Here is a 25,823-nt window from a genome sequence, read left to right as displayed (position 1 = left end):
ACGGGTTCGGGGAGGATGCGACGGTGACCAACTCCCAGGAGCGCCCCCAGCGGAAGCGACGCGTCCCCCGCCAGGAGCGCGAGCAGCAGATCATCGACGTCGCCGTGCAGGTCTTCGCCAAGCGCGGCTACCACGCCGCGTCCGTCGACGAGATCGCCGAACTCGCGGGCATCTCCAAGCCGATGGTCTACCTCTACCTGGACTCCAAGGAGGGCCTCTTCCTCGCCTGCATCCGGCGCGAGGCGGACCGCCTGGTCGCCGCGTTCCAGGGCGCGGCCCGCGCCGGCGGCGCCGCCCCCGAGCTGCGCCTGCACGCCGGGCTCTCCGCCTTCTTCGCCTTCGTCGCCGAGCACCGCGACAGCTGGGTCGTGCTGCACCGCCAGGCGTCCGAGCTCAGCGAGACCATCGCGGCCACGGTCGCCGAGGCCCGGCGCGCGGTCATGGCGGAGGTCGCGGGCCTGGTCTGGGCGGGCATCACGGAGAGCGGCGGCGGCTCGCAACTCGACGACGAGGACGCCGACTTCGTGGCCCACGCGCTGGTCGGCGCGGCGGACTCGCTGACCGACTGGATGAGCCGCCACCCGGACCAGTCGCCGGAGGGGGTCACGCTGCGGCTGATGAACATGGTGTGGGTGGGGATGGGGAGGGTCCTGGAGGGCGAGGTCTGGGTCCCGGCCGCGCCCTGATTGTTGCCGTCGGACCCATTGAATTTTCCTTACGCGTCGGTAAGTTGACCTCCCAGTAAGTACTGCATCGCGCACCGCACCACCTCGCACGACCTCTTGCACGCAGCTGGGAGCCGGGAGCCGGGAGCCGTCATGGGCGTACGCAAGGACTTGAAGCAGGCACAGCGCCGCAGCGACCTGGCCGACCGCGCCCGGGTCGAACTCATCCGGGACGAGCACGGCACCGTGCGCGAGGTGCACGCCGCCCGCCTCGCGCCGAAGGCCACGACGGGCTCGACCGCCGACATCCCCTTCACCAACGCCGCCGAGGCCCCGGACGCGGTGGTGCTGCGCCGCAAGGAGCGCGGCGCCTGGCGCCCGGTCACGGCCGCCGCCTTCGCGCGCGAAGTCACCGCTGCCGCCAAGGGGTTGATCGCCGCGGGCCTCGAACCGGGCGGCCGCGTCGCGCTGATGTCCCGCACCCGCTACGAGTGGGCGGTCCTCGACTTCGCGATCTGGGCGGCGGGCGGCCAGACGGTCCCCATCTACGCCACGTCCTCCGCCGAGCAGATCGAGTGGATCGTCCGCGACTCGGGCGCCCGCTTCCTCATCGCCGAGACCGCCGGGACCGCCGGGACCGTCGGAGAAGCAGACACGGCCGAGACCGCGTGCGGCTCCCTCGACGAGGCCGACCGGCCCCGCGTCTGGCGCATCGACGAGGGCGCCGTGACCGACCTGGTGGCGCACGGCCGCGACGTCGCGGACGAGGAGGTCACCAAGCGCCGCACCGCGCTCACCCCCGACACGGTCGCCACCATCTGCTACACCTCGGGCACCACGGGCAAGCCCAAGGGCTGCGTCCTCACCCACGGCAACCTGCACGCGGAAGCGGCCAACACCGTCGACCTCCTGCACCCCATCTTCAAAGAGGTCACCGGCCAGACGGCCGCCACGCTCCTCTTCCTCCCGCTCGCCCACATCCTGGGCCGCACGATCCAGATCGCCTGCCTGCTGGCCCGCATCGAGCTCGGCCACTTCCCCAGCATCAAACCGGACGAACTCCGCCCGGAACTCCGCTCGTTCAGGCCGACCTTCCTCGTCGGCGTGCCGTACCTCTTCGAGAAGATCCACGACACGGGCCGCGCGACCGCCGAGAAGATCGGCCGGGGCGCCTCCTTCGACCGGGCCGAACGCATCGGCGTCCGCTTCGGCGAGGCGTACCTGAACAAGTTCCTCGGCACCGGGCCCGGCCCCTCCCTCGGCCTCTACCTCGGCTGGGCGCTCTACGAGCTGCTGGTCTACCGGCGCATCCGCAAGGAGGTCGGCGGCAAGCTGCGCTACGCGATCAGCGGCGGCTCCCCGCTCGACCGCAACCTCAACCTCTTCTTCTACGCGTCCGGGATCATCATCTACGAGGGTTACGGCCTGACGGAGACGAGCGCGGCCGCCACGATCATCCCGCCCCTCAAGCCCCGCCCCGGCACGGTCGGCCTCCCCGTCCCCGGCACCGCCGTGCGCATCGCGGACGACGGCGAGGTCCTCATCAAGGGCGGCATCGTCTTCGGCGCGTACTGGAACAACGAGGCGGCGACGGACGCGGTCCTCACCGACGGCTGGTTCGCCACGGGTGACTTGGGGGCGCTGGACGACGACGGCTACCTCACCATCACCGGCCGCAAGAAGGACATCATCGTCACGTCGGGCGGCAAGAACGTCTCCCCGGCGGTCCTGGAGGACCGGCTGCGCAGCCGTGCCCCGGTCGGCCAGTGCATGGTGGTCGGCGACAACCGCTCGTACGTGGCCGCGCTCATCACCCTCGAACCGGAGGCCGTCGAACACTGGCTGGCCGTCCGCAAGCGCCCCAAGGACACGCCGCTCGCCGAGGTGTGCCGCGACCCGAAGATGATCGCGGCGGTCCAGAAGGCCGTGGACTACGCGAACGAGTCGGTCTCGCGTGCGGAGTCGATCCGTAAGTTCGTCCTGGTGGAGGGCGAGTTCACGGAGGACAACGGCCTGCTCACCCCGTCCCTGAAGATCAAGCGGCACGCGGTGACGCGGGCGTACGCGGCGGAGATCGAGGGGCTCTACGGTGAGTGACACGCCGTACGAGGACGAGCGCGAAGGCCATGGGGACTGGGACTACGACGTGATCGTCGTGGGTTCCGGCTTCGGAGGCTCGGTGGCGGCCCTGCGCCTGACGGAGAAGGGCTACCGGGTGGGCGTCCTGGAGGCGGGCCGCCGCTTCACGCGCGAGACGCTGCCGAAGAACTCCTGGGACCTGCGGAAGTACGTGTGGGCCCCGCGCCTGGGCCTCTACGGCATCCAGCGCATCCACGTGCTGCGCAACGTCATGGTGCTGGCAGGCGCAGGAGTGGGCGGCGGCTCTCTCAACTACGCCAACACCCTCTACGTACCGCCCCCGGCCTTCTTCGAGGACCCCCAATGGTCCGGGATCACCGACTGGCAGCGCGAGTTGGCCCCGTACTACGACCAGGCGCGCCGCATGCTCGGGGTGCGCCGGAACCCCACGACGACGGAGGCGGACGAACACCTGCGCGCGGCGGCGGAGCAGATGGGCGTGGCGGACACGTTCCGCCTGACGCCGGTGGGCGTCTTCTTCGGCGACGGCGCGGACGCGACGGGCGAGTCGACGGCCAAGCCGGGCAAGGAGGTTCCGGACCCGTACTTCGGCGGCGCGGGCCCGCACCGCAGGGCCTGCACGGAGTGCGGGTCGTGCATGACGGGCTGCACGGTGGGCGCGAAGAACACCCTCACGGAGAACTACCTGTACCTGGCGGAACGGGCCGGGGCGAGGATCCACCCGATGACGACGGTGGTGGGCCTGCGCGAGCGCGAGGCGGGGCGGGGCTTCGAGGTGGAGACGCTCCCCACCAACAGGCGCCGCAGAGGCCCCCGTTCGACGCTGCGCGCTCCCCGGGTGATCCTGGCGGCGGGCACGTACGGCACCCAGACGCTCCTGCACCGCATGAAGGCCACCGGGGCCCTGCCCCGCCTCTCGCCCCGCCTGGGCGCCCTGACGCGCACCAACTCCGAGGCGCTGGTGGGCGCGGTGACGTTCCCGCGCCGCTACCGCAAGAAGCGCGGCGACGGCCCCCTGGACTTCACCCACGGGGTGGCGATCACTTCCTCGATCCACCCCACCCCCACGACCCACATAGAGAACGTGCGCTACGGCAAGGGCTCCAACCTCATGGCCCTCATCTGCGTCCCCCAGTACCGCAAGAACATCCCCAAGCCGTTGGCGGCGGCCCTGGCCTTCCTCTCCCACCCGCTCCTGGTGGCCCGGGTCGCGACGACGCACCGCTGGTCGGAGCGCACGATCATCGGCCTGGTGATGCAGACCCGCGACAACTCCCTCACGACCCGCCTCGGCCGCCGCCGTCTCCTCACCGCGGACCAGGGCCACGGCGAACCCAACCCCGTCCACATCCCCGAGGGCTGGGAGGCGGCCCGCCTGGTCGCGGACCGCATCAACGGCTTCGCGGGCACCAACGTGGGCGAGCTGACGAACCGCCCCCTGACGGCCCACTTCCTGGGCGGCTGCCCCCTGGGCGCGACCCCGGCCACCGGCGTCCTCGACCCCTACCACCGCCTGCACGGCCACCCCGGCATCTCGGTGGTCGACGGTTCGGCGATCTCGGCGAACCTGGGCGTCAACCCGTCCCTGACGATTACGGCCCAGGCGGAACGGGCGATGTCGCTCTGGCCCAACAAGGGCGAGGCCGACCCCCGCCCGGCACCGAACACCCCGTACGCGCGCGTGCGGCCGATCGCACCACGGCACCCGACGGTCCCGAAGGGCGCGTACGGGGAACTGAAGCTGCCGGACGGGCCAGGCTGACGGAGGGCTCCCGCGGTGCCCGCCTGCGCCTAGCGAGCCACGAACTGCGTCAGGATGGCCTGCACTTCGTAGATGTCGACGCCCTTGGTGAAGGTCTTCTCGATCGGCACGGTGCTGCTGGAGATCCAGATCTTGAGCTCGGCATCGAGGTCGAAGTGCCCGGCGGTCTCCACCGCGAAGTGCGAGATGCTCTTGTACGGGACGGAGTGGTACTCCACCTTCTTGCCGGTGATGCCCTGCTTGTCGATCATGATGAGCCGGCGGTCGGTGAAGAGCATGGTGTCGCGTATCAGCAGGTACGCGGCGTGCACCTGCTCCCCGTGACCCAGCAGTCGCGCGTACTCCTGCTGCGCGGACGCCGGGTCGACGGCGTGCGCGTTCCCGAACAGTGCCATGTCGGTCCCCCTGCGGATGAAGTCGTGGACGGCGTCGACGCCGTGGACATTCGACTGTAACGGACCAGCAGTTCAAGCTTGTTGAACGGGTGTGCGATCAGGTAGAGATGCGAGTTCCGCTCGATGCACAAGGCTCGATGCGCACAGTACGGAGCAACTGAATGAAGAAGCGCTTGATCGTCCCCGCGGTCCTGACCGCCGTCGCTCTCCTGGGAGCGGCCCCGGCGGCAACGGCGACCTCGACGGACGGCGCGAAGGCGTCCGTCGCGGCCGGCGCCAAGGCGAAGGCGTGCAAGGAGCCCATCAAGGCCCCCAACAACGTCAAGATCCACAAGAAGCCGAGCCACAAGTCCACCACGCTGCGCCTGATGTACAAGAACACCAAGGGCTGCTGGTACAAGGGCGTCTCCGGCGGCAAGACCAGCAAGTGCGGCGCCCCCAAGAACTGGGACGGCTGGGGCTACATCTCGTACCGCGGCGTCAAGGGCTACGTGCCCAACATGTGCGTGATCCCGGCCTGATCCCGGCCTGGCGGCATCCCTCGGCCCACCCGCCGCGAAGCCAGAAGGCCCCTCCCGGAGGAGAGGCACGGAAAGCGCCCCCGGCAGGACTCGAACCTGCGGCCAAGCGCTTAGAAGGCGCCTGCTCTATCCACTGAGCTACGGGGGCCGGATGGTGGCGGGTGGCCGTGGCGTGGAGCACGGACGTGGGGGGAGATCCGTGACCTTGCCGGGGACAAGGATAGGGCTCCCGGGTCCTTGTCCCTGGTGCTTCGCCTCCCCGACGTGATGTGGAGGTTCAGTGAAGCGGTCCTGATAATCGCAGGCAGGTGCGAATCGCGCACCGCTTTTGGCGTCTCCCGCCCCGGGTGTTGTGCACTCGTTATGCCTGCGCCCCAGTCGCCCCTTCCGTCCCATGTGTCCGATCGGCACGCAGGGGCGCCCATATGCTTCAGAAAGCCGTCAAAATTGGGCATTCTTCGCATGTGGTGACCTTGGACGTACGGCCTCAATTGCTCGACGCTCTCTCCGCCCTGCGTGAGCGCGTCGCCGCCGCACGCTTTCCGCTCCCCCTTCCGGGGGCGCCACGCGCGCGTGCCGATCGCGAGGAGCTGCTGGCGCAGCTCGACGACTACTTGGTGCCCCGCCTGAAGGCGCCCGAAGCGCCTCTCCTCGCGGTCGTCGGGGGGTCGACGGGGGCGGGCAAGTCCACGCTCGTCAACTCCCTCGTGGGGCGGCAGGTCAGTGAGGCGGGGGTGCTGCGGCCGACCACGCGCACGCCGGTCCTCGTCTGTCACCCGGAGGACCACCACTGGTTCGCCGGGCTGCGTGTCCTGCCCGACCTCACGCGCGTGTGGGTGCCCCGTCTGGACGAAGAAGAGGGCGAGAGGGGTGGTTGCCCGAGCGGTGAGTCCGGGGACGGGGACGAGCGGGCCCTGCGGGTCGAGACCGCCGACAGCCTCCCGCGGGGGCTCGCCCTCCTCGACGCCCCGGACGTCGACTCGCTCGTCTCCGAGAACCGGGTGCTCGCCGCCGAGCTGATCTCCGCCGCCGACGTCTGGGTCATGGTGACCACCGCCTCCCGGTACGCGGACGCCGTGCCCTGGCACCTCCTGCGCACCGCCAAGGAGCACGACGCCACCCTCGTCACCGTCCTCGACCGGGTGCCGCACCAGGTGGTGGCCGAGGTGTCGCGGCAGTTCGGGGCCCTCCTCGCCAAGGCGGGGCTCGGGGACGTGCCGCGGTTCACGGTGCCCGAGCTGCCCGAGTCGGCGGGCGGCGGCGGACTCCTGCCCGCCACCGCCGTCGCGCCGCTGCGGGCCTGGCTCACCCACCGGACCCAGGACCCGCGGGCGCGGGAGGACGCGATCGCCCGCACCGCGCGCGGGGTCATCGGCTCCCTGGACGCGCGGATGCCGGAGCTCGCGGGCGCCGTCGCCGCCCAGTACGCGGCCGCGCTGCGGCTGACCTCGGCCGTCGACGAGGCGTACGAGAACGAGCACGCGCGCGTGCGGGGGCGGCTGCAGGCGGGCGCCGTGCTCGCGGGCGACGCCCTGAAGCGGTGGCGCAGCTACCCCCTGGACTGCACGGCGGGCGAGCTCCTCGACGCCGTCGCCGGCAGCCTGGAAGCGCTCCTGCTGTGCGCCGTGACCGCCGCCGACGAGCGCATCGACGAGGCATGGCGCCGTGAGCCCGCCGCCGGAGTGCCCGGACTCACCGGCCCCGACCAGGAAGGCGAGAACGCCGAACACCGCATCGGCATGGCCGTACGGAGGTGGCGGCGCGTCCTGGAGGAGTACGCGGAGGAGGAGATCCGCGGGCTCGACCGGGCCGACAAGAACGTCCTGCCCGACCCCGAAGCGGTCGCGGCCCTCCTGGCCACCGCCCTGCTCGGCGGGCGCCGTGCGCGGTCGGCGGGCGAGACCCTCGCCGAGCGGATCGGCGCGCACGGGGCGCTGCGTCTGCGTGACCGGGGCGGGCGGCTGCTCACCGACTACCTGGACAAGGTCCTCGCCACCGAGCGGGAGCGGCGCCTCGCCCCCCTCGACGCCCTCGACGTGAACCCGGAACCGCAGGCCGAGCTGATCGCCGCGCTGTCCGTACTGAAGAAGGAGAGGTGACCGCGGTGACCGCCGTCACGGACCACACCGATCACGTCGACCCGTCGCGGGGCTCCGGAGGGAGCGCCAAGGATTCCGGACGAGCCGCTGAAGGAGTCGCTGAGCGAGTCGCCGAAGGGATCTCTGAAGGGATCGCCGAAGAGGGCTCTGGAGGGATCTCTGGGGGGCTCTCCGAAGGGGCCTGGGACGACGGGCTCATCGCGCGGCGCGTCGCGAGCGGAGCCCGTACGGACGCCGCCACCGCCACCGCCACCGCCACCGCCACCGCCGCCGGCGCAGGCGCAGGCGGCGACACGGCGGCGACGGCGCCCAAGGGCCCGTACGAAGGCCCCCTGCGCGGCCGCCTCGAAGCGCTGCGCGAACTCGTCGGCCTCTCCAGGACGCGGCTCGACGGCCCGACCCTCGCCGAGGCGGGCCGGGTGCTCGACGAGGCCGCCGCCCGACGCAGACTCTCCGACCGGCACACCGTCGTCGCCATCGCGGGCGCCACCGGGAGCGGCAAGTCCACGCTGTTCAACTCCCTTGCCGGCGTGATGATTTCGGAGACCGGCGTGCGCAGGCCGACCACCGCGGCGCCCATCGGGTGCAGCTGGACGGACGGCGCGGCCGGGCTGCTCGACCGGCTCGGCATCCCCGGGCGGCTGCGCCGCCGCCCCCTGCAGGGGCCCGACGCCGAGGCGCTGCAGGGCCTCGTCCTGATCGACCTGCCCGACCACGACTCGGCGGCGGTCGACCACCGCGAGCAGGTGGACCGGATCCTCACCCTCGTCGACGCCGTCATCTGGGTCGTCGACCCCGAGAAGTACGCCGACGCGATCCTGCACGAGCGCTATCTGCGGCCCATGGCGGGCCACGCCGAGGTCACCTTCGTCGTCCTCAACCAGATCGACCGGCTCCCCGGCGACGCCGCCGACCAGGTGCTCGACGATCTGCGGCGGCTGCTCGACGAGGACGGCATCGCCCTCGGGGAGCACGGCGAGCCGGGCGCGACGGTGCTCGCGCTGTCCGCCCTGACCGGGGAGGGCATGGGTGAACTCCGGGACGCGCTCGGGCAGTTCACACAGGAGCGGGGCGCCGCCGCCCGCCGGATCTCCGCCGACGTGGACGCCGCCGCGCAGCGGCTCCGTCCGGTGTACGTGGCGGGGCAGGCGGCGTCGGCGCGGGGCCGGACGGGGCTGAGCGAGCAGGCGCGCGAGGAGTTCGCCGACCGGCTCGCGGACGCGGTGGGCGCGGCGGCGGCGGGAGAGGCGGCGGAGCGGGCCTGGCGCAGGCACGCGAACCGGGCGTGCGGCACGCCGTGGCTGCGGCTGTGGCGGTGGTACGAGGCGCAGCGCGCACCGCACGGCCTGCCGGGACCGGTGCCGCGGGCCCCGGTGGACGAGGAGGCCACCGCGCGCCAGCGCGTCGAGCACGCGGTGCGCACGGTGGCCGACGAGGCGGCGACGGGGCTGCCCGCGCCGTGGGGGCAGGCCGTGCGCGAGGCGGCGGTGCGCGGCGCCGAGGGGCTGCCGGAGGCGCTGGACGAGCTGGCGGTGACGGCGGGCCTCCCGGCCGGGCGGCCGCCGCGGCCCGGCTGGTGGCCGGTGGCGGTGCTCGCGCAGGCGGCGATGACGCTGCTCCAAGTCGTCGGCGGGCTCTGGCTGGTGGCGCAGATCGTCGGGGTCTCCGCGCCGAACCTGGGCGTGCCGGTGCTGCTGATGCTGGCGGGGATCGTCGGCGGTCCGTGCGTGGAGTGGGCGAGCCGGATGGCGGCGCGAGGGCCCGCCCGGCGGTACGGGCTCGACGCGGAGCGCCGGTTGCGGGAGGCGGCGGCCGGGTGCGGCAGGGCCCGGGTGCTCGATCCGGTGGCGGCGGAGCTGCTGCGGTACCGCGAGGTGCGGGAGCAGTACGTGCGGGTCACCACCCCGTGCGGGTGACGGGGATGTCCACAACTGGCAGGTAGGGCACAGGGCTCAGCGGGCCCGTTCCGTCCGGGGCAATCTGAATGCGCGGTTGCGACCGGACGGGACGGGCCCGCCGGTGTGCGGCGGCCGCGGATGGACGGGGGAGTGGTTCGGGATGAACGAGACCTTGGTGACGGTGGTGGGGAATGTCGCGACGACCCCGGTCTTCCGGGAGTTGCCCTCCGGTCCGGTGACGCGTTTCCGGATCGCGGTGACGGCACGCCACTTCGACCGCGAGCAGCAGATGTGGGCGGATGGGCACACCAACTTCTTCACGGTGTGCGCGTGGCGGGGGCTCGCGTTGAACGTGCAGGGGTCGGTCGCGCTCGGTGAACCGGTGATCGTGCGGGGGAAGTTGAGGGTGCGCAGCGAGGAGCGCGGCGGGCAGCACTTCATGTCGGCGGACATCGACGCGGTGGCGATCGGCCACGATCTGGCGCGCGGCACCTCGGCGTTCCGGCGTGTGTACAACCGGGCGGAATCGACACAGGCGGAACGAAAGCAGCAGGAGCAACCGGAGCGGTCGGAGCGGCCGGAGCAGGACATGCCGCAGTGGGAGAAGGAGCCCGATGCCGCACCCGATTCCGCAGCCGCTGCCGTGGGGTGACGAATCGTCAGCACTCCGGATTCCGCCACACGTGATCACAGCCGGCCCACATCCGGAAGCATTGATTTGTCGATAACCCCAGCTCAAAAAGGGTGTCCCCGATAACGATTCCGAGTCGGATCGGTTATCCAAAGGTATGACTGGGGAGCGTGGTGCGCCGCGTCTCTAGGATGCCGGGCGTAGCGCAAGAGGCAGTTGCTCAGTCATGCCTGCTCATGTGAATCGGCTGCGGGACCACACCCCCCATGTGCAAGAGGTCCCGCCCGGAGGGGAATTCAGTGTTTTCTGCGTTGTCCATACGTAGTCGGGGTGCCGTCCGCCTGGCGGCGGCGACCGTGGTGTCGGGCTTCGTCGCGGCGGGCGCGATAGCCGTCGCGGGTCCGGCCACGGCGGAGGAGGCCCCGCAGCACAGAGGTGGCGCGACCGCGACCCTGGGCGGGCTGCAGACGTACGACCAGGCGGTCATCAAGGACGAGGGCGGCAGCCGGCAGGTCCCGGCCGGACTCTTCGAGATGTCCGTGGAGGACGGCGGCACGCTGCAGACGTACTGCATCGACATCCACAACCCCACGCAGAAGGACGCGAAGTACCAGGAGACCCCCTGGAGCGGCACGTCCCTGAGCGCCAACAAGAACGCGGGCAAGATCCGCTGGATCCTCCAGCACTCCTACCCGCAGGTGAACGACCTCGCGGAGCTCGCCAGGAAGGCGGGCGCGCGGGCCCTGACCGAGAAGTCGGCGGCGGCCGGCACCCAGGTGGCGATCTGGCGCTACTCGGACAACGCCAAGGTCGAGGCGCTCGACCCGCAGGCCGAGAAGCTCGCGGACTATCTGCAGCGCAGCGCCCGCGGCGGCGCGGAGCCCAAGGCGTCCCTCACCCTCGACCCGCCCGCCCTGTCCGGGCGCGCGGGCGAGCGGATCGGCCCGGTCACCGTGCGGACCGACGCGGAGAGCGTGAGCGTGGCCCAGCCCGCCGACTCGGCGGCGACCGGCGTGAAGGTCGTCGGCAAGGACGGCAAGCCCGCGAAGTCCGCGGCCAACGGCAGCAAGCTCTACTTCGACGTCCCCAAGGACGCGACGGACGGCTCCGCCGCGCTCGCCGTGCAGGCGTCCACCACGATCCCGGTCGGCCGGGCCTTCACCTCCGAGACCCACAGCCAGACCCAGATCCTCGCGGGCTCCAGCGAGTCCACGGTCTCGGCCACGGCGACCGCGAACTGGGCCAAGAAGGGCGCCGTCCCCGCGCTCTCGGCGGAGAAGAACTGCGCCAAGGGCGGCGTGGACATCACGGCCAGCAACAAGGGGGACGAGCCGTTCACGTTCCGCCTCATGGGCTTCAAGCACACCATCGAGGCCGGGGCGTCCCGGACGGTGACGATCCCGCTCCAGGAAGACCAGCCCTACGACTTCACCATCAAGGGACCGAACGGCTTCGAGAAGCGCTTCAAGGGCGTCCTCGACTGCCGCACGGCGGGCAGCACCGTGGGCAACAAGGCCGAGCCCGCCTCCGAGCCGAGCCCCGCGTCGGCCGGCGGAACCTCGGGCGGCAGCGGCGACCTGGCCGAGACGGGCGGTTCGAACGCGACCCCGATGATCGCGGGCATAGCGATCGTCCTGGTCGTCCTCGGCGGCGCGACGGTCCTCGTCCTCCGCAAGAAGAAGGACCCCACGCAGTCGCCCTCCGCGTCCACGGAGGACTGAACGCCTTCCACGGAGGGCTGAGTTCCCTCCGCGCGGACGCGCACGGAGCGCGACGTGCACAGAGCGTAGGCGTGCACGGAACGCAGCCGCGCGGCCACGACGGCTGCCGTGCGTCCGGGCCCCGGAGCGAAGCTATCCGGTTTCCTCCGGGGCCTGGCCGTACGGCAAGATGGGGTGTATCTGCCCACACACTGATTGCCGGACGGTTTCTCTTGGCTGAGTTCATCTACACCATGCGCAAGGCGCGCAAGGCGCACGGCGACAAGGTGATCCTCGACGATGTCACCTTGAACTTCCTGCCCGGCGCGAAGATCGGTGTCGTGGGTCCGAACGGTGCCGGTAAGTCGACGGTCCTGAAGATCATGGCAGGCGTCGAGCACGCGTCGAACGGTGACGCGTTCCTGTCGCCCGGTTACAGCGTCGGCATCCTCATGCAGGAGCCCGAGCTGGACGAGACGAAGACCGTCCTGGAGAACGTGCAGGACGGCGCCGCCGAGATCATGGGCAAGCTCAAGCGGTTCAACGAGGTCGCCGAGCTCATGGCCACCGACTACTCGGACGAGCTCATGGAGGAGATGGGCAAGCTCCAGGAGGACCTGGACCACGCCAACGCGTGGGACCTCGACGGTCAGCTGGAGCAGGCCATGGACGCCCTGGGCTGCCCGCCCGGCGACTGGCCCGTCACCAACCTCTCCGGTGGTGAGAAGCGGCGTGTGGCCCTGTGCCGGCTGCTCATCGAGGCGCCGGACCTGCTGCTCCTCGACGAGCCCACCAACCACCTCGACGCCGAGTCCGTGAACTGGCTCGAGCAGCACCTCGCCCAGTACAAGGGCACCGTCGTGGCCATCACCCACGACCGGTACTTCCTCGACAACGTCGCCGAGTGGATCCTCGAGCTCGACCGCGGTCGCGCCATCCCTTACGAGGGCAACTACTCGACGTACCTGCAGAAGAAGTCCGAGCGCCTCAAGGTCGAGGGCAAGAAGGACGAGAAGCGGCAGAAGCGGCTCAAGGAAGAGCTCGAGTGGGTCCGCTCCAACGCCAAGGGGCGCCAGACCAAGTCGAAGTCGCGTCTGGCCCGCTACGAGGAGATGGCGGCCGAGGCCGAGAAGATGCGGAAGCTGGACTTCGAGGAGATCCAGATCCCGCCGGGCCCGCGCCTGGGCAGCATCGTCGTCGAGGTCAACAACCTCAGCAAGGCGTTCGGCGACAAGGTCCTCGTCGACGATCTGAGCTTCACGCTGCCGCGGAACGGGATCGTCGGTGTCATCGGCCCCAACGGTGCCGGTAAGACGACCCTGTTCAAGATGATCCAGGGCCTGGAGACGCCGGACTCCGGCTCCATCAAGGTCGGCGACACCGTCAAGATCTCGTACGTCGACCAGAACCGCTCCAACATCGACCCGAAGAAGACCCTCTGGGCCGTGGTGAGTGATGAGCTCGACTACATCAACGTCGGGCAGGTCGAGATGCCGTCGCGGGCGTACGTGTCCGCCTTCGGCTTCAAGGGTCCGGACCAGCAGAAGCCCGCGGGTGTGCTCTCCGGTGGTGAGCGCAACCGCCTCAACCTGGCGCTGACCCTCAAGCAGGGCGGCAACCTGCTGCTCCTCGACGAGCCGACCAACGACCTCGACGTCGAGACCCTGAGCAGCCTGGAGAATGCTCTTCTCGAGTTCCCGGGCTGCGCTGTGGTCGTCTCCCACGACCGGTGGTTCCTGGACCGGGTCGCCACGCACATCCTCGCCTACGAGGGTGACTCCAAGTGGTTCTGGTTCGAGGGCAACTTCGAGTCGTACGAGAAGAACAAGATCGAGCGGCTCGGTCCGGACGCGGCTCGTCCGCACCGCGCCACCTACAAGAAGCTGACCCGCGGCTGATGACTCGCCACTATTACGAGTGCCCGCTGCGGTGGTCGGACATGGATGCCTTCGGGCACGTCAACAACGCCGTCTTCCTCAAGTACTTGGAGGAGGCGCGGATCGACTTCATGTTCCGGCTGAAGCCCGCGGACGATGACGGACCCTCCTTCGCGGGCGGGTCCGTCGTGGCCCGCCACGAGATCGACTACCTGCGGCCGCTGGTGCACCGGCACGCCCCGGTGACCGTCGAGTCGTGGGTCACGAAGATCGGCGCGGCCTCGCTCACCATCTCGTACGAGGTGAAGGACGAGGAGCAGGTGTACGTGCGGGCCTCGACCGTCGTCGTGCCGTACGACCTCCGGGCGCAGCGGCCGCGGCGGATCACCGCCGAGGAGCGTTCCGTGCTCGAGGGCTACATGGACGACGCGGACGAGGAGCACGACGGGGGCTCGGGGGCGCTCGCCGCATGACCGGGCGGCTGCACTTCGCGGATGCCGGGGAGGCGGCGGACCTCGCCGCCTTCCTGGCGCGCCTCATCCACTACGACAAGGCCGCCGCGGTGCGGCTGCAGGCGCACGGGGACGCGGTCGCCGTGTTCGGGCGGCCGCCGTCGTTCGAGGTGCTCGCGATCCGTACGGCGCGGCTGGCGAAGCCGTACGAGTACGGGCTGGAGACCTCGCTCGACGTCACCGTCTCCGCCGGTGAACTCCTGGAGTCCGTGGGGGAGTCGGCGGACGCCGTCGAGACGGCCGGGACGGCCGTGGTGCCCGGTGCGGTCACCGGGCCGCCCTGGGCCGGGGTGCTGCCGCCTCGGGGTGGGTGGCAGCAGGAGCCCGGGTTGCCGGGTATGGCCGCCCTGCGGGGCATGGTCGCCGGTGCCGTGCGTGAATTCCGGGGCCGGGTGGAGGAGTTGGCGCCCGAGCTGAGGGTTCGGGCCGAACTCGACCGGGTGGGGCGGGAGATCTGGTCGCGGCCCGTGGGGGACACGGGGTTGCCCGTGCGGGCCGCTCATGCGGCGCAGTCTCTTGGGTTCTTGCGCGGGGAGTCGGTTGACCTGCTGTCGGCCGGGAACTGGCTTCGGCTGCGGACCCCTTATGGCTCTACCGCCGTACGTGGGGCGGGACTTGGGTCGCTGTCCGTGGCCCCCGTCTGAGCACGTTGCCCGGCGGCGGGGTGCCCTGTCTCTGGGACGGGAGCCGCCCTGCGGCACGCCCGCCCGCAAGGGGAGAGCTCAGCCCTCCGAGTTGACCATGGAGGCCGCCGCGTACGTCAGGTAGTTCCAGAGGGTCTGGTCCTGGTCCGGGGTGAGGTCCAGGGCGTCCACCGCCGCGCGCATGTGCTTCAGCCAGGCGTCGTGGGCCGCGCGGTCGACCGTGAAGGGGGCGTGCCGCATGCGCAGGCGCGGGTGGCCGCGGTTGTCGCTGTAGGTGCGGGGGCCGCCCCAGTACTGCATCAGGAACAGGGCGAGGCGCTCCTCGGCGGGGCCGAGGTCCTCCTCCGGGTACATGGGACGCAGGAGCGGGTCCTGTGCGACTCCCTCGTAGAAGTGGTGCACCAGGCGCCGGAAGGTCTCCTCGCCACCGACCTGTTCGTAGAAGGTCTGCTCCTGAAGCGTGCCGCGCGGGATCTCATTCACCCTTCCATGGTCTCAGACGGGGCGGACGAGGACCGAAGGCTTAGGTCTCCCCGCTCCCCACGCCCGCCGTCCTCTCCCTGCCACTCGCCTCAGCGGCCGTCGCGCAGCACAGTAGACGTATGGGCACGCATGCAGGTCCCGCCGCCGACCCCGCCGTCCTCGCGCGCGCCGCGCTCGTGCGGGAGATCGAGGCCAGTGGGGCGTGGGACGACGATCCGGCCTGGCGGGAGGCGTTCGAGGCCGTGCCCCGGCAGCTCTTCGTGCCCTACTACTACGTGAGCGCCGGGGGCGGGTACGAACGGCTCTGGGGGGAGGACCCCGACCCTGGGCGGAGGGAGCGGTGGCTGCGTGGTGCCTACGCGGACGCGCCGCTCGCCACCCGGGTACGGGACGGGGAGCTGCTCTCGTCCAGCAGCCAGCCCTCGCTCATGGCGAAGATGCTGGCCGAACTCGCGGTGGGGGAGGTCGAGGGGGACAGCTGCGACGTGCTGGAGATCGGGGCCGGGACCGGGTACAACGCCGCGCTGCTCGCGCACCGGCTCGGGGATGCGCACGTCACGACCGTGGATCTCGACCCGGAGATCACGGAGTCGGCGCGCAGGCATCTCGCGGCGGCCGGGTACCACCCGGCGGTCGTGACCGGGGACGGGGCCGCGGGGTGTGCCGAGCGGGCGCCCTACGACCGGATCATCGCCACCTGCACCCTGACGTCGCTGCCGCGGCCCTGGCTCGCCCAGTGCCGGCCCGGCGCCCGGATCCTCGCGCCGCTCGCGACGGGGCTGATCGCCGTGGAGGTGCGGGACGCCGAGCACGCCGAGGGGCGGTTCCTGCACACGCCCGCGTACTTCGTGCCGCTGCGGGGCGGCGGCGAAAGGGCCCCGCGCGAGCAGCACATCGGGGGGCTGCCGCGCAGGGCCCTGCAGAACGAACTCTTCCGTTTTCTGCTCGAACTGACCGCGGGGAGCCTCGATCCGCATGAGGCGCTCGCCCTGTGGCAGCGCGAGGGGCGGCCGAACCGCGAACGGTTCGGCGTCACGGTCAGCGGCCCGTACGCATGGGCCTGGCTGGACGACCCCGAGGGGCCGTACGTCTGGCCCCTCTGAGTCGCCCCACCTGCGTCAGGTCAGTCGCGGCGGATCGTGATCGTCGTCCAGGCGCCCACGTGCACCTGGTCGCCGTCCTGGAGCGGGATCGGGACGAAGGGCTGGATGGGCTCCTCGCCGTTGTTGACCGTCGTGCCGTTCGTCGAGTTCTGGTCGACGACCGCCCAACTCCCGTCCGGCTGCTGGACCAGGACCGCGTGCTGGTGCGAGACGCCCGGGTCTTCCGGGGGCACCGACAGGTCGATGTCCGGGGTGTCGCCCGTGGAGTGGCGGCGGCGGCCGATCGTGATCTGGTTCCCGGCGAGCTGGCGCTGCTGCTCCGGCGAGTACGCGGGCAGGTTCAGGCCCGATGCCTCCGGGCCGCTGCGCTGCATCATCGCCATGAAGTACTCGCGGTCGGGGCCGATCGTCGCCGACCAGGTGCCGGGGCCGTGGTTCGTGGCCGGGCCGCTGGGCACGCCCTGGACGCTCGGGCCGCCGGGGCCGCCCGGGGTGCCGGGGGCCGCGCCCGGGAAGCCCTGCGGGGCGTGGGGCTGCTGGCCCTGCGGCCGGCCCCAGTCGTCGGGGCCGGGAGCCGTGCCGGGACCGCCCGCGCCACCTTGACCCGGAGCACCCGGACCAGGACCGCCCGGACCAGGACCGCCCGGACCGGTGACGGGCGCCGACGGCGGGGAGATCACCCAGTCATCGCCGCCACCGCCGAAGGACGGGCCCGACGGGGGCGGCGGTCCCTGCGGGGCACCGCCCTCCTGCGGGAAGGCGGGCGCGGGCGGACCCTGGTGATACGCCTGCGGGGCACCCGGCGGGTTCGGGCCGGGCTGGTTCGGGCCGGGCGGCGGGGTGCCGTTGCCCGCGCCGTTGCCGTACGGCGGGATCGGCTCGGCCGGGCGGTTCATCTGCGAGGGGCGCGAGCCCTGGTACTCGAAGGGGTCCTGACCGGACTGCGGACCACCGGGGCCACCAGGGCCACCGGGCCCGCCGGGGCCACCCGGGCCGCCGCCCATCGGCGGCGGAGGCGGCTGCTGCTGGAACTGCTGCGCGGGGCCGGGCCCGGGCGTCGGCAGCGGCGGGTTGGGGGCGGCGGGGGTGTACGACGTCGCCGTGTTCGTGAGGAAGTTCCAGCGGCACTCCTCGCAGAACGGGGCGTTCGCCTCGCGCGGGGTGCGGCACTGGGGGCAGAGCTCGGGCTCGGGCGCGAGGTCCGGCACGGCCGACAGGTGCGAACGGCCCGGACCACCGGGACCGCCGGGGCCGTCGAAACCACCAGGACCACCAGGACCACCGGGGCCACCGGGACCGCCAGGGCCACCCGGACCGCCGGGACCGTCGAAGCCACCGGGGCCCGGCTGCCCCGCGCCCGGAGGCGGCGGCGGGTAGCCGTAGCCCTGGTCCGCGCCCGGAGGCGGCGGGGGATAGCCGTAACCCTGGGCGGGGGGCGGCGGGGGCGGGGGCGGAGGTACGGCACCGGCCATGCGGTGACCGCAGACCTCGCACCAGTCGTCGGAACCCGACTGGTGTCCGTTCGGGCAGGTCGGCATGTCGGCGCTTCCCCCTCTCCTTCTCCGGCCCGAGGGGCCGTGTTCTCGCTGGGTGGTGCAGGAAGTGTGGCTGCTTCTGGCTGCCGCTTCCGGCTGCTGCTGGCTACTTCTTCACGCGAACGGTCTTCGTGGACCGGGTCTCGAGCGTCATCTCGTCGGCCTCGGCGACCTTCGCCTTCAATCGAACAGTACCTGCCGCGGCATCCACGACGTCCACCACCTTCGAAAGCAGTTTCGCGGTATCCGCGTTCCCCGAGGCACTGGCGAGCTGAACTGCCCGGCCCAGCTTGGCGGTTGCGCCGTCCATGTCGCCCGATTTGCGGGCATCGAGACCCTGCTGGATGACTTGTGCCAGTTCCGCCTGGCCCGTGTAGTGCGCGACCTGCGGATTGATGGAGGTGGAGGCCGCCATGTCGTCCGTCCACACCGCCCGTACGAGGCCCTGGGAGAGCGTCTGCACGGTGCCGTCGCCCTGCGGGATCACCAGCGAGACCCGGGCCGCCAGCATCTCCTGGCCGAGCTCGGCCCCGGGCACCCGTACGCAGATGTGGTAGTCGCGGGACTCGTCGCCCCAGGAGCCGGTGGGGTAGTCCCCGGCCCGCGGCCCCGCCTCGGTGCGCCGGTCGGTCAACTCCTCGACGGTGGGCGCCACTTGCTTCACGAACTGGATCTCCACGCCCATCGGCGTCCACAGCCGGAGCGCCACGTCGGCGACCTCCTTGCCCATGGCCGCCTCCATCATCTGCGTGAAGTCGGCGGAGAGCCCGGCCGGATCGGCAACGATGTCGGCGGTGCCGAGCAGTGCCGAGGCGATGCCTGTGACTTCCTTCACTTCCCAGTCCGTGCCGACGCCCCGGGCGTCACACGTGAAGCGTCCGGCGCAGGAGTCCAGGGCGGCCTTGAGGTCCTCGGGCGACTCGTGTTCGTTGCGGCCGTCGGTGAGCAGGATGCCGTGGCGCACCGAGGACGCGGGGACGTCGTCCGAGTTGAGCAGGCGGTCCGCCAGGCGCAGCCAGGTGCCGATCGCCGTGCCGCCGCCCGCGCTGAGCTTGCGCAGCGCCTGCTTGGCCTGCTCGCGGGTCTGGGCGTCGGCCACCGCGAGCCGGCCGCCGCCGGGGTAGACCTCCTTGGCGACGTGGGTGCCGCCGATCACCGCGAAGCGCACGCCGTCGCGCACGGCGTCGATCGCGGCGGCCGTGGCGTCCCGGGCGCCCCGCATCTTCGTCGGCGGGTAGTCCATCGAACCGGAGCAGTCGACCATGATCGCGACCGCGGCGTCCGGGGCCTGGCCCGCCGAGTAGAGGTGCGGCGCGGAGACCGCGGTGCCGATGGTGCCGCCGCCGGTCGCGGTGACCGTGGCGATCGCGTTGACGTCGCGGCCGCCGTCCGGCAGGAACTCGTTCTGGTACACGTCGACCGTGAACTGGGGCACGGTGGACTTGCTGAAATTGGCCATGGATGCTGCTCCCCCCTCAGGCTTCTCCCACGGCACGTGGGTGATCAAGTACGGGTGCACGGCGGCCTGTTGTCCCTTTGGACCCTGTTGTCCTGGTGGACGGAGTCCCGCCGTGTGCTGCTGCCCCCTGTGCTGCTAGGCCGATCCTGCCCCTTGTGGCGCCACGGAGAACGGGAGCACCGCCACTGTTACGTTGTCGTGGCCCCCGCCGTCCAGGGCGTGGCCGACCAGGACCTGGGCGCTGTGCAGCGGGCGGACCGCGGCGTCGGCGGGCACGGCCTGCGCCATCTCCTCGGCCGCCTCCGCGTAGTTCCACAGTCCGTCGGTGCATACGACCACTACACCCGGCCGGTCCGGTTTGAAGGAAGCGGTGTGCGGCTCCAGTTCGTACGCGTCCGCGCCGAGCCAGCCCGTGATGGCGTGGGCGCGCTCGTCCGCGTACGCCTCCGCCTCGTTCATCAGCCCGGCGGCCACCATCTGCGCGGCCCACGAGTCGTCCTCGGTGAGCCGGACGGTGGGGCCGGTGCGGTCGTCGGGGATCCAGTAGGCGCGGCTGTCGCCGACCCAGCCGACGACCAGGAGCTCGCCCGCGACGACGCCGCCGACGAGGGTGCACGCGGGGGCGTTCTGGTGCGGGGAGTGCTCGCGGGCCGAAGCGGGTTCCAGGGCAAGGGCGTTGACGGCGTCCGACGCCGCCAGGATCGCGTCGTGCATGGCCTGCTGCGGGTGGATGCCGCGGGGCAGGGACTCCTGGAGCGACTCGTTGGCGGCCCGGGACGCGGCGAGGGACGCCTCGTCGGGGCGGGTCGCCGAGGAGACGCCGTCGCAGACGATCGCGACGACGGCCGGAGCGCCGCCCGGCAGCGCGGCCGAGGAGATCGCGAACGCGTCCTCGTTCCGGTGGTGGCGCAGGCCGCGGTCGCTCACCGCGGCGACCTGGTCGAGCTCCTGCTCCATGTGGTCGCGCTCACGGGGCTGGGCGTGGCCGCAGTTCTCGCAGTAGCCGTCCGGGTCGACGCGGCCGGAGCGGCAGGCGACGCAGAGCTTGGTGCCCGTGGGGGGTGTGGCGTCGGGCGCGGCGGTACGGGGGTCGGCGGGGCCCTCGGCTTCGGGCGCGGGCGTGGGTGCGGGCAGCGGGTACTCGTCCGGCTCGTCGGACCGGACCTCGCCCGGTTCCCGTACCGGTCCTGCTGCCGACTCCGGTACCGGTCCCGCTGCCGACTGCGATGCCGGCTCCGACGCCGGCTCCGGTGCGGCTGAAGCCTCCGCCGACAGTTCGAGGCCGCCCGAGTCGGTGCCCGGCAGGTCCGTCGGCAGGTGCGTCGGGACGGGCATGTCGGAGCTGTCCACGTCAGGTGCGATGGGCCACGCGGAGTCGGGGGCGTCCGCCCGTGGCGCGCCGTTGATGGCGATGGTGGGGCGGTCGTCCGGCGGCTCCGGGACCGCCGACAGGTCGTACCCGCAGGCGCCACAGAACAGGTCGCCGGACTCCAGCGGCTCCTCGCAGCTGGGGCAGGCCGACAGTTGGTGCATCTGCGCCATCACTCACACCCACGTCCGGGGGCGGAAACGGTTTGCCCGCTCCACCAGTTGGATCCTCTCGTCGCCACCCTGAGCGAGCCGGGCCAGCGTCCGGTACGAACGCTCCAGGCCGAATCGCAGGCCACGCTCGTCCAGGTCGCTGCCGAGCAGCACCGTCCGCGCGGTGGGGGACGGCGGAGCCGAGGCGTGGCCAGAGTGCTTACCGGAGAGTACCCAGTCGAGTGCGGTGCCGAGGACCTCGGTCGACAGGCGCTCCCTGCGGACCGCGTCCAGACCGAAGCCCGCGAGGGCCTCGACCTGCCCGGCCGCCGCCGTCAGGTCGTCCAGGAGGAGGTGCACCGCCGCCGGGGCGGACTCCGGCGCCGAGCGCTGCCGCAGCCGGGCCCGTACGGCCGCGACCCGGGCCGCCGTGTAGTGGATCGACGCCTCCGGCACGGACTCCAGGGTGCGCACGGCCGCGCGCCGGTCGTCGGCGGCGAGCTGCACCCGGGCCAGGCCGAACGCGGCGCTGACATAGCTGGGGTCGGTGGTCCACACGAGGCGGTAGTACTCGGCGGCGTTGTCCAGCTGGCCGAGGACCTCCGCGCAGACGCCGAGGGCCAGCTTGGGGGCGGGCTCGCCGGGGAACGCGTCGTAGACGGCGTCGAACGACAGCGCCGCGTTCTCGTGGTCGCCGGTCGCGAGGGCGGCGACGCCCCGGTACCAGACCACCCGCCAGTCGTCCGGGTGCTGCAGCTCCAGGTCCGCAAGCGCCCGTGCCGCGGGCTCCAGTTCGCCCATCGCGAGGCGGGCCCGCAGGCCGCGCAGCTGGAGCTCCATGGACTGCGTGGGCGCCGCGCCCAGGGCGCTGATCAGCTCGCTGGGCGCGGAGGCGATGAGACCGGCGAGGAAGCCCGCGTTCGGGTCGTTCGGGTCGACGCGGGGGACGGGCAGGGCCAGCGCGGTCGCGGGGGCGTCCAGCGGCCGTACGAGGCTGGCGCCGCCGCCGACGAGGGCCACAGCGGCGGCGTCCGGCGTCCGGGCGCCGAGCCGGGACACCTCGCCCGCCAGCTCCGCGAACAACTCCGTGTCCGTGACCTTCAGTTCGGGGCCGAAGAGCGTGGACAGGGAGGGGCGGGGGCGGCCCGTCTGGAGGGCCACGACCTCGCGCAGGACGCCGGTGAGCTGCTCGGCCATCTCCTGGGCGGAGGCGAAGCGGCGGGCCGGGTCCGGGTCGGTGGCGCGGACCAGGAGGCGGTAGAAGGACTCGTACTTCTGGAAGACCTCGATGTTGTCGGGGTCGGGCAGGGAGTCCACGAAGACGTTCGTATAGCCCTGGAAGTCGAAGGTCAGGACGGCGAGGGTGCGCGCCACCGTGTAGAGGTCGGAGGCGACGGACGGGCCGACCTCCGCGACCTCCGGGGCCTGGTAGCCCACCGTGCCGTAGATCGCCGACTCGTCGTCGTCCATGCGGCGGACGGCGCCCATGTCGATGAGCTTGAGCTGGTCCTCGGTCTGTATCGCGTTGTCGACCTTGAAGTCGCAGTACAGGAGGTTGCGGCTGTGCAGGTGGCCGAGGGCCTCCAGGGCCTCGATGCCGTACGCGCACGCCTGCTCGACCGGCAGCGGATCGCGCTTGCCGGCCTCCGTGCGGCGGCCGTTGGCGATCTCCTTGAGGGACTTGCCGCCGACGTACTCCATGACGATGTAGCCGTCCATGGAGCCCGTGCGCTGGTCCAGGTGCTCCACGAAGTTGTAGATCCGCACGATGTTGCTGTGCTCGATCTCGGCGAGGAAGCGGCGCTCGGAGATCGCGGCCGCCATCGCGTCCTGGTCGCCCGTGTCGAGGAGGCCCTTGAGGACCACCCAGCGGTCGGACACCGCGCGGTCGATGGCGAGGTAGACCCAGCCGAGGCCGCCGTGCGCGAGACAGCCCACGACCTCGTACTGGCCGTGGACGATGTTGCCCGGGTTCAGCTTGGGCACGAACGAGTACGGGTGGCCGCACTTGGTGCAGAACCCCTCGGTGCGGCCCGGCCGCTCACCGCGCGCGCGGCCCACCGGGGCGCCGCAGTCCGAGCGCGAGCAGAAGCGCTTCCGCTCGGGCACCTCCGGGTTCTCCTGCACCGCCTGCGCCGGGTCCGGACGCGGCACCTGCGGCACCGAGACCAGGCCGACGCCCAGCCTGCTGCGGCCCGACGAGGCCGCGGTGCCCGAGCTGCGCACGGACACCGACCGCGACGACGTGCGCCCCGACAGCGAGAGCGAGCGGGACAGGCGGCCCGAGACGGAGCGGCGCGAGGACTGCGAGCGCGCCGACCGGGAGGAGCGCGAACTGCTGCTCCCTGAGCTGCTGCCGGAGTCCTTGCCGCCGGCCGTGATGCCCGTCGGGGGCGAGCTCACCATGCCGCTGGGCGAGACGACCGGGGCGAGGCCGCAGGTGTCGCAGTACAGCTCGCCGCCGCCCACGTCCTCGTACGAACCGGTGCACCCGGGCCGCTGGCAACTCTTCTGCTGGCTCATGATTCCCCCCTCCGGTCGGTGGGCCCGCCCTGCTGCGGGACCCTGGGCGCCAACGCCTCGGCGGCCGCCCGCTGATAGCGCAGCACGGCCTCCTCGGCCACACGCAGGTCGCAGGGCGCGCTCCACAACATGCGGCGCGCCGCGTCGTACCGCTCGATCAGGAGCGAGTCCTCGGCTAGGCCGTGCCGCGCGACCTTCGCCTTGTACGCGTCGAGGCGGCCGCGCAGCTCGGCGCGGACCGCGAGCGGGGCCGTGACCGCCGTCAACGACTCGCGTGCGCGCAGCAGTTCGTCCTCCGCCTTCTGCTCCAGGGACTCCAGGAGGGGCGAGAGGCGGTGCCACTGGGCGTGCCTGCGGTAGTCGGCGGCCAGGGCCAGCTGCTCCTGGAGCGCGGTCGGCGGGCCGCTGACGGCGGGCACTTCGGAGGCGGCGATCTTCGCGAGGACCTCCCCGCGCGCGGAGCGGGCCTCGGCGAGCGTGCGGTCCGCGCGGGACAGCACGTCGCGGAGGCGGCCGAGGCGGGCCTCCGCGTCCTGGCGGACCGTGAGCACCGCGTCGATCTCGCGGCGCACCTCCTCCAGGGCGCGGGCCTGACGGTCGTACGCGTCCGTGCTCGGCCTGCCGCCGCCGGGCGCCGAACTCCCCTGCGCGGGCTGCCAGTAGGCCAGCGGATCGGACACCACCTGCTCGCGCAGCGTGGTGAGCGCCGCCGTGATGCGCTCCAGGTCGTCCCCCGAAGGGTGCTCCCCGGGCCGTACGCCGACGGAGTGCGCGAGCTGGCGGGTGCGGGCCAGCTCGGCGGCGAGCAGGTCGATGCGGGCGGGCAGCGCCGACCAGACGGCGTCCGCGGCGACGACGACGTCCAGGGAGTGGGCGTACAACTCGTTCATCCGGTCGACGAGTTCGGCGAGGGTGAAGCGCTCGGTGAGCTTGGCGGGGCCGGTGATCGAGGGGGACGCGGGGGCGTTCGCGGTGCCGGGGACGGTGACGCTCTCGCCGCGCAGCAGGTCGGTCAGCTCCACCAGGTCGTCCCGGCTCGGCCAGCGGCGGCGTGCGCGCAGGTCGCGGGCGGTGCGCAGGGCGTCCGCGTACGCGTCGAAGTACGCCCAGAGCTGGGTGATGGAGCGTTCCGTGGCGTCCCATCTGTCCTGGGTGGTGCCGGTGAGCCGGGCGCCTTCGAGGAGTCGGCGGCCCGCGTGGTCCTGCAGGGCGAGGAGCGACGTCTCGATCGCCTCGTGCTCGGCGTCGAGCCGTGCCAGCGCACGGTCCACCTCGTCCCGGTCCATCACAGGACCGGGGGGTCCCGCGACGCTCATCGATCACCTCTCTGTCTGTGGGTCCCTGACTGCCGTACCCCGTACGTCAGTCGGAGCCGTACTGCGCGGCGGGCGGGCTCGCCGTCTTGCCGCCCAGGTTGTCCTTGAGCCAGTCGTTGTACGACTTCTTCCAGCCGTTGTCGTCCTTGCGGTAGTCCTCCAGGACGGCGTTGACCCGCTTGACCAGGTCGGTCGCGTCCTTGTTCATCGCCACTCCGTAGAACTCCGTGGTGAACGGGGTGCCCTTGAGCTCGACCGTCGGGTCCTGCGCGGCCTGGCTCGCGCCGAGCGCGCCGTCGGTCACCACGGCGTCCACCTCGCCGAGCTGAAGCCTTACCAGGCAGTCGAGTTGGTTCGGCACCGTGGTGCTGATATCGGCGCCATGGGACTCCTCCTGAAGCGCCTTGAGGGCGGTGGAGCCCTCGGCCGAACAGACCTTCTTGCCCTTGAGCGTGTGGTTGTAGCCCGTGACCGTGGAGTTCTTGGGGGCGAGGACCTGCTGGCCCGTTTCGAAGTAGCCCGTGGAGAAGGCGACGTCGTCCAGGCGCTCGCAGTTGATGGTCATGGTCCGCACGACCATGTCGACCTGCTTGTTCTTGAGGGCCGGGATGCGCTGGTTGGTGGGGATGGCGCGGAACAGCACGGCATTGGGGTCGCCGAGGATCTCCTTGGCGATCGCGTGCGCCAAGTCGATGTCGAAGCCCTCCAGTTCGCCCCCGGGCTTGTTCGGGTCGCGGTAGCCCCAGCCGAGGCTGTTCTGGTCGACGCCCACGATGAGCTTCTTGACCTTGCGGTTCTTGATCTCATCGATCGTCGGACCGTCGTCGGTCGACGCCCGGGGGCTCTGGTCGACGCAGTCCTTGGCGGCCGCCCGCGGAGCGCCCGGCACACGCGCCTGCGCCGCCTCCGAGACGCGCTGTGCCCCGTTGGGCGCGCCCTCGGAGCCGCCGTCCGCCCCCCGAGGCAGGGCCACCACCAGCGTGGCCGTCAGCGCGCAGGCCGCGCCCATGGTGGCGACGCCGCCCCAGCCGCGCAGCCTCGACGTCTTGCCCCCTCGCGTACGCATCGTCCGCGCGCCC

At 72.1% G+C, this 25,823-nt stretch carries 20 protein-coding genes and 1 tRNA gene; 12 read left to right on the top strand and 9 right to left on the bottom strand.

The features are described from left to right. Positions 1–23 precede the first annotated feature (23 nt). The 3 genes from ACQB60_RS05480 (at position 24) to ACQB60_RS05470 (ending at position 4,527) form a co-directional block, all read left to right on the top strand. The gene (locus ACQB60_RS05480) at positions 24–686 is read left to right on the top strand and encodes a TetR/AcrR family transcriptional regulator (protein ID WP_496924628.1); all 663 of its coding nucleotides are present in this window, start codon (positions 24–26) and stop codon (positions 684–686) included. Positions 687–818: 132 nt separating this feature from the next. Next, complete coding sequence (locus tag ACQB60_RS05475) at positions 819–2,762, top strand: AMP-dependent synthetase/ligase (protein WP_496924627.1); 1,944 nt, start codon at positions 819–821, stop codon at positions 2,760–2,762. Next, entirely contained in the window at positions 2,755–4,527 is a 1,773-nt protein-coding gene (locus ACQB60_RS05470) for a GMC oxidoreductase (RefSeq protein ID WP_496924626.1), read from the top strand. Before ACQB60_RS05475 ends, ACQB60_RS05470 begins: the two co-directional genes overlap by 8 nt. Before the next feature lie 29 nt (positions 4,528–4,556). Here ACQB60_RS05470 and ACQB60_RS05465 read toward each other — a convergent pair whose 3' ends face one another. Further along, positions 4,557–4,922 (bottom strand): PH domain-containing protein, encoded by a 366-nt coding sequence (locus tag ACQB60_RS05465; protein ID WP_496924625.1) that lies wholly within the window; start codon positions 4,920–4,922, stop codon positions 4,557–4,559. Between the two features lie 161 nt (positions 4,923–5,083). Between ACQB60_RS05465 and ACQB60_RS05460 the strand changes: the two genes are divergently transcribed. Continuing rightward, positions 5,084–5,443, top strand: coding sequence for a hypothetical protein (locus ACQB60_RS05460; RefSeq protein ID WP_496924624.1), 360 nt, complete (start codon positions 5,084–5,086; stop codon positions 5,441–5,443). Positions 5,444–5,518: 75 nt separating this feature from the next. On the opposite strand, the gene ACQB60_RS05455 is transcribed toward ACQB60_RS05460, so the two are convergent. Continuing rightward, positions 5,519–5,591: transfer RNA gene (locus tag ACQB60_RS05455), tRNA-Arg, on the bottom strand. Positions 5,592–5,868: 277 nt separating this feature from the next. On the opposite strand from ACQB60_RS05455, the gene ACQB60_RS05450 reads away from it, so the two are divergent. From ACQB60_RS05450 to ACQB60_RS05420, 7 genes are all read left to right on the top strand, one after another. Then, entirely contained in the window at positions 5,869–7,542 is a 1,674-nt protein-coding gene (locus ACQB60_RS05450) for a dynamin family protein (RefSeq protein ID WP_496924623.1), read from the top strand. After that, the gene (locus ACQB60_RS05445) at positions 7,539–9,458 is read left to right on the top strand and encodes a GTP-binding protein (RefSeq protein ID WP_496924622.1); all 1,920 of its coding nucleotides are present in this window, start codon (positions 7,539–7,541) and stop codon (positions 9,456–9,458) included. The genes ACQB60_RS05450 and ACQB60_RS05445 overlap by 4 nt, the downstream gene beginning before the upstream one ends. A gap of 142 nt (positions 9,459–9,600) precedes the next feature. Continuing rightward, positions 9,601–10,092, top strand: coding sequence for a single-stranded DNA-binding protein (locus tag ACQB60_RS05440; protein ID WP_496924621.1), 492 nt, complete (start codon positions 9,601–9,603; stop codon positions 10,090–10,092). A 245-nt stretch (positions 10,093–10,337) separates the two neighbouring features. Next, positions 10,338–11,792 (top strand): Cys-Gln thioester bond-forming surface protein, encoded by a 1,455-nt coding sequence (locus ACQB60_RS05435; protein ID WP_496924620.1) that lies wholly within the window; start codon positions 10,338–10,340, stop codon positions 11,790–11,792. A 212-nt stretch (positions 11,793–12,004) separates the two neighbouring features. Next, complete coding sequence (ettA, locus tag ACQB60_RS05430) at positions 12,005–13,669, top strand: energy-dependent translational throttle protein EttA (RefSeq protein ID WP_496924619.1); 1,665 nt, start codon at positions 12,005–12,007, stop codon at positions 13,667–13,669. Beyond that, positions 13,669–14,121 (top strand): acyl-CoA thioesterase, encoded by a 453-nt coding sequence (locus ACQB60_RS05425; RefSeq protein WP_496924618.1) that lies wholly within the window; start codon positions 13,669–13,671, stop codon positions 14,119–14,121. The genes ettA and ACQB60_RS05425 overlap by 1 nt, the downstream gene beginning before the upstream one ends. Next, positions 14,118–14,804, top strand: coding sequence for a DUF8010 domain-containing protein (locus ACQB60_RS05420; protein ID WP_496924617.1), 687 nt, complete (start codon positions 14,118–14,120; stop codon positions 14,802–14,804). The genes ACQB60_RS05425 and ACQB60_RS05420 overlap by 4 nt, the downstream gene beginning before the upstream one ends. Positions 14,805–14,882: 78 nt before the next feature. On the opposite strand, the gene ACQB60_RS05415 is transcribed toward ACQB60_RS05420, so the two are convergent. Next, positions 14,883–15,287, bottom strand: a complete 405-nt coding sequence (locus ACQB60_RS05415; RefSeq protein WP_496924616.1) for a globin — start codon at positions 15,285–15,287, stop codon at positions 14,883–14,885. Positions 15,288–15,406: 119 nt separating this feature from the next. Here ACQB60_RS05415 and ACQB60_RS05410 point away from each other — a divergent pair, with 119 nt between their 5' ends. Beyond that, the gene (locus ACQB60_RS05410; RefSeq protein WP_496924615.1) at positions 15,407–16,390 is read left to right on the top strand and encodes a methyltransferase domain-containing protein; all 984 of its coding nucleotides are present in this window, start codon (positions 15,407–15,409) and stop codon (positions 16,388–16,390) included. A 20-nt stretch (positions 16,391–16,410) separates the two neighbouring features. Here the strand turns inward: ACQB60_RS05410 and ACQB60_RS05405 are convergent, their stop codons facing one another. From ACQB60_RS05405 to ACQB60_RS05380, 6 genes are all read right to left on the bottom strand, one after another. Further along, on the bottom strand, positions 16,411–17,928 hold the full coding sequence (locus tag ACQB60_RS05405) for an FHA domain-containing protein (RefSeq protein WP_496924614.1): 1,518 nt from the start codon (positions 17,926–17,928) through the stop codon (positions 16,411–16,413). 103 nt (positions 17,929–18,031) lie between these two features. Next, positions 18,032–19,384 (bottom strand): vWA domain-containing protein, encoded by a 1,353-nt coding sequence (locus tag ACQB60_RS05400; protein WP_496924613.1) that lies wholly within the window; start codon positions 19,382–19,384, stop codon positions 18,032–18,034. A 135-nt stretch (positions 19,385–19,519) separates the two neighbouring features. Then, a complete protein-coding gene (locus tag ACQB60_RS05395; RefSeq protein ID WP_496924612.1) occupies positions 19,520–20,926 on the bottom strand; it encodes a PP2C family protein-serine/threonine phosphatase in 1,407 nt (468 codons plus the stop codon). Positions 20,927–20,929: 3 nt separating this feature from the next. Further along, positions 20,930–23,428 (bottom strand): serine/threonine-protein kinase, encoded by a 2,499-nt coding sequence (locus ACQB60_RS05390; RefSeq protein WP_496924611.1) that lies wholly within the window; start codon positions 23,426–23,428, stop codon positions 20,930–20,932. Then, the gene (locus tag ACQB60_RS05385; RefSeq protein WP_496924610.1) at positions 23,425–24,744 is read right to left on the bottom strand and encodes a coiled-coil domain-containing protein; all 1,320 of its coding nucleotides are present in this window, start codon (positions 24,742–24,744) and stop codon (positions 23,425–23,427) included. Before ACQB60_RS05385 ends, ACQB60_RS05390 begins: the two co-directional genes overlap by 4 nt. Before the next feature lie 46 nt (positions 24,745–24,790). Continuing rightward, positions 24,791–25,810, bottom strand: coding sequence for a glutamate ABC transporter substrate-binding protein (locus tag ACQB60_RS05380; RefSeq protein WP_496924609.1), 1,020 nt, complete (start codon positions 25,808–25,810; stop codon positions 24,791–24,793). Between the last annotated feature and the right edge of the window lie 13 nt (positions 25,811–25,823).

This window comes from Streptomyces odontotermitis, from assembly GCF_050510915.1.
In the GTDB taxonomy this organism is placed as follows: domain Bacteria; phylum Actinomycetota; class Actinomycetes; order Streptomycetales; family Streptomycetaceae; genus Streptomyces.
The sequence above is the reverse complement of the archived record's forward strand: the minus strand, read 5'-3'. Positions and strand labels throughout refer to the sequence as shown.

Bases quoted from the DNA above. Each gene is read 5' to 3' on its own strand.
- ACQB60_RS05395 (WP_496924612.1), bottom strand. From the start codon at position 20,926: ATGGCGCAGATGCACCAACTGTCGGCCTGCCCCAGCTGCGAGGAGCCG.
- ACQB60_RS05475 (WP_496924627.1), top strand. From the start codon at position 819: ATGGGCGTACGCAAGGACTTGAAGCAGGCACAGCGCCGCAGCGACCTG.
- ACQB60_RS05440 (WP_496924621.1), top strand. From the start codon at position 9,601: ATGAACGAGACCTTGGTGACGGTGGTGGGGAATGTCGCGACGACCCCG.
- ACQB60_RS05465 (WP_496924625.1), bottom strand. From the start codon at position 4,922: ATGGCACTGTTCGGGAACGCGCACGCCGTCGACCCGGCGTCCGCGCAG.
- ACQB60_RS05420 (WP_496924617.1), top strand. From the start codon at position 14,118: ATGACCGGGCGGCTGCACTTCGCGGATGCCGGGGAGGCGGCGGACCTC.
- ACQB60_RS05410 (WP_496924615.1), top strand. From the start codon at position 15,407: ATGGGCACGCATGCAGGTCCCGCCGCCGACCCCGCCGTCCTCGCGCGC.
- ACQB60_RS05405 (WP_496924614.1), bottom strand. From the start codon at position 17,928: ATGCCGACCTGCCCGAACGGACACCAGTCGGGTTCCGACGACTGGTGC.
- ACQB60_RS05460 (WP_496924624.1), top strand. From the start codon at position 5,084: ATGAAGAAGCGCTTGATCGTCCCCGCGGTCCTGACCGCCGTCGCTCTC.
- ACQB60_RS05385 (WP_496924610.1), bottom strand. From the start codon at position 24,744: ATGAGCGTCGCGGGACCCCCCGGTCCTGTGATGGACCGGGACGAGGTG.
- ACQB60_RS05450 (WP_496924623.1), top strand. From the start codon at position 5,869: ATGCTTCAGAAAGCCGTCAAAATTGGGCATTCTTCGCATGTGGTGACC.
- ACQB60_RS05390 (WP_496924611.1), bottom strand. From the start codon at position 23,428: ATGAGCCAGCAGAAGAGTTGCCAGCGGCCCGGGTGCACCGGTTCGTAC.
- ACQB60_RS05435 (WP_496924620.1), top strand. From the start codon at position 10,338: ATGTGCAAGAGGTCCCGCCCGGAGGGGAATTCAGTGTTTTCTGCGTTG.
- ACQB60_RS05400 (WP_496924613.1), bottom strand. From the start codon at position 19,384: ATGGCCAATTTCAGCAAGTCCACCGTGCCCCAGTTCACGGTCGACGTG.
- ACQB60_RS05380 (WP_496924609.1), bottom strand. From the start codon at position 25,810: ATGCGTACGCGAGGGGGCAAGACGTCGAGGCTGCGCGGCTGGGGCGGC.
- ACQB60_RS05425 (WP_496924618.1), top strand. From the start codon at position 13,669: ATGACTCGCCACTATTACGAGTGCCCGCTGCGGTGGTCGGACATGGAT.